This window comes from Peribacillus sp. P4_D6 (genome assembly GCF_056401795.1).
This window is the reverse complement of sequence record NZ_JBFUIQ010000248.1, coordinates 1-3,200: the sequence shown is the minus strand read 5'-3', so window position 1 is coordinate 3,200 and position 3,200 is coordinate 1. Positions and strand designations below refer to the sequence as shown.

Genomic DNA, 3,200 nt, shown 5'->3' with positions numbered 1-3,200 from the left:
TTATATACCACCGTGATATCCGCTTTATGTTTTTTATGATAATCAAGCACTTCATTAAAATCCAATTTGCATACATGGCTTCCTGGGGAAATGATGACAGTATCTGCCTCTGCGCGTTCGAAAAAGCTGAGATGATCATAAAATTGTTTCATATCGCCTGTTACCGTTTCATCCGGATGGATAGGGGGCAAGATGTATAAGCCTCCTGAACGCCGATCCAAGTTCCATTCTTTACCTGAGCCAAGATGATCCATAACTGAAAGATACTTTTCTTTTGGGAAAACGGCTACTTTTGATACATCTGCATTAATGAGATTCGACATAGTAAAGTCAATCAAACGGTAGCGTCCACCAAATGGCACAGATGCTACATTACGGTGAGCAGTCAGATCTTTTAAATGTTGTCTTTCATTGATTAAGTTTATAATACCCAACACATTTTCCATAGCATCTTCCCCTTTTTCTAGTTAAGAGTGATCTTTTTTTTGTTTGGATTGATAATGGTCTGATTTTCACCAATTAAGGTAATATCGGATGTCACCGCTGAATTGCCAACTACGGCACCATCTTCTATAACACAATTACTGGCTATGATGCTTCTTTCTATATGAACGTTTTTACCAATCGTGACATTAGGCATGATGACTGAATCTTTTATGGTTGAACCATAGCCCACCTGTACATTATAGGATAAAACCGAATGTTCAATGTTCCCATGTATCATGCATCCTTCATTGATAAGCGACTGACTGACCTCGGCATCCGGTGATATATATTGCGGTGGATGATTTGCATTGCGGGCAAAAATTTTCCATTGCTGATCATTCAACTGGAAATTTGGCGTATCCTCCAATAAGTCCATATGTGCCTGCCAAAGACTTTCGACCGTTCCAACATCTTTCCAATAATCATTAAAACGGTAGGCATATAGCTTTTTTCGATCTTCAAGCATTTTTGGAATGATGTTGCTGCCAAAATCATTGGAAGAATTTTCGTCTTTTTCATCATTGATTAAATACCGTCTTAGGGTTTTCCAATTGAAAAGGTAAACTCCCATGGAAGCAAGATTACTTTTTGGGTATTTTGGTTTTTCGTCAAATTGTGTGACTTTATCATCATCATTGGTATTCATGATTCCGAAACGACTTGCTTCCTGCCACGGCACTTGAATGACCGCTATTGTTGCCTCTGCATTTTTTTCGATGTGATAATCCAGCATCTTACTGTAGTCCATCTTATAAATATGGTCACCAGAGAGAATCAGTACATGTTCCGGATCATAGTTATCAATGTATTGGATATTTTGATAAACAGCATTTGCCGTCCCTTTATACCATTCACCGCCTTCTTTCCCTTGATAAGGGGGAAGTACGGAAACTCCGCCAACATCCAAATCAAGGTCCCAAGCTTTGCCATTACCAACATAATCATTTAGAATCAATGGCTGGTATTGGGTCAGTACCCCAACCGTATCTATACCAGAATGAGTGCAGTTACTTAATGGAAAATCGATGATTCTATATTTACCGCCAAAGGGAACAGCTGGTTTTGCCAAACCAATCGTCAATTCGCCTAACCTTGAACCCTGGCCTCCTGCCAATAACATTGCTATCCATTTTTTCGCTCCCATTATTCGGTCACTCTCCCCCGTCTTTTTTTTGTTTGCTTCATAAAAATAGAAATGCCTAATGGAGGTACAGTTATTTCCATACTGTATGGTTGATTATGGTATGGTATCTTTTTAACATTAATGGGTTCTTCATTGATCTGACCCGATCCTCCGAAAGCTGCTGAATCACTGCTGAAAACTTCTATATATTTGCCTTGGGATGGTACACCTATTTGATAGTGAGCATGAGCCTGTGCAGAAAAATTACAGACAACAATGCAATAATCGCCTTTGCGTTTACCTCTTCTCATAAAGGTGATGATACTTTGTTCACTATTGTTCGGATCGATCCATTCAAAACCCTCCTGGACATGATCCAGTCTCCAAAGGGAGGAAGTTTGGCTGTAAAAGGCCTGAAGGGTACGGAAGTAATATGCCATCTTTTCGTGAGATTCATATTTCAAAAGCAGCCAATCCAATTGTTCCTCATCTTTCCATTCTATGAATTGGCCAAATTCTCCTCCCATAAATAGAAGCTTCTTTCCAGGATGCGTCATGAAATACCCAAAAAGTAACCGTAAATTTGCAAACTTCTGCCAATAGTCACCTGGCATTTTATTCAATAATGACTTCTTGCCATGAACCACTTCATCATGTGAAAAGGGCAAGACAAAATTTTCTGAAAAAGCATAGAAAAATGAAAATGTTAAGAGGTTATGATGATATGGCCTTTCATTTGTTTCAAGTTTCATATAACGAAGGATATCGTTAGTCCATCCCATATTCCATTTGTAATTAAAGCCCAGGCCGCCTATATCGGTAGGTGAAGTGATAAGTGGCCGGTCTGTCGCTTCTTCAGCCATCATTAATGCATTGGGATATTTCTTGAAAACCACTTCGTTAAGTTTTTGTAAAAATTGTATGGCTTCCAGGTTTTCCTCACCGCCAAACTGGTTTTTCAGCTTGACCGGCAATGGATTATCATGATTCAAGTAAACCATTGACGATACCGCATCGACACGAACCCCATCAATATGGTATTCATCCATCCAAAACATTACATTTGATATAAGGAAACTGATTACTTCTGGTTTAGTAAAATCAAAGTTGTATGTCCCCCATAACGGGCGATCTGCTCTCGTGTAATCAATTGGTTCATAGAGAGGTGTACCATCAAAACGGGAAAGTCCATGCGCGTCTTTACAAAAATGGGCGGGAACCCAGTCAAGGATTACTCCTATGCCCTTTTGGTGGCAAAGGTTAATTAAATATTTAAAATCTTCCGGTGAACCGTACCGACTGTTTACGGAATAATAACCCGTGACCTGGTATCCCCAAGATTTATCAAAAGGGTGTTCCATTATGGCCATGATTTCAATATGTGTAAAACTATTATCAATCACATATTCAACTAATCTATCAGCCAATTCACGGTACGAATAAAATTCACCATCTTCTTTCTGTTTCCATGTTCCTGGGTGCACTTCATAAATGGACATGGGTTTTTGATAAATATTTTCCTTTTTCCTATCGGCTATCCACTTCGAATCTTGCCATTCAAAATTATCCAGCCTTTTAATGACCGAAGCAG

3 protein-coding genes are annotated in these 3,200 nt (G+C 39.1%); all 3 read right to left on the bottom strand.

Annotation, left to right across the window (positions count from 1 at the left end; genetic code table 11):
* The coding region (locus tag AC1DVB_RS26255) for a sugar phosphate nucleotidyltransferase (protein ID WP_477591723.1) at nt 1–446 on the bottom strand (446 nt) is incomplete at its 3' end.
* A gap of 17 nt (nt 447–463) precedes the next feature.
* Complete coding sequence (locus tag AC1DVB_RS26250) at nt 464–1,630, bottom strand: glucose-1-phosphate adenylyltransferase (protein WP_057277564.1); 1,167 nt, start codon at nt 1,628–1,630, stop codon at nt 464–466.
* On the bottom strand, nt 1,630–3,200 hold a 1,571-nt coding region (glgB, locus tag AC1DVB_RS26245; protein WP_477591721.1), incomplete at its 5' end, for a 1,4-alpha-glucan branching protein GlgB. The genes glgB and AC1DVB_RS26250, both read right to left, overlap by 1 nt.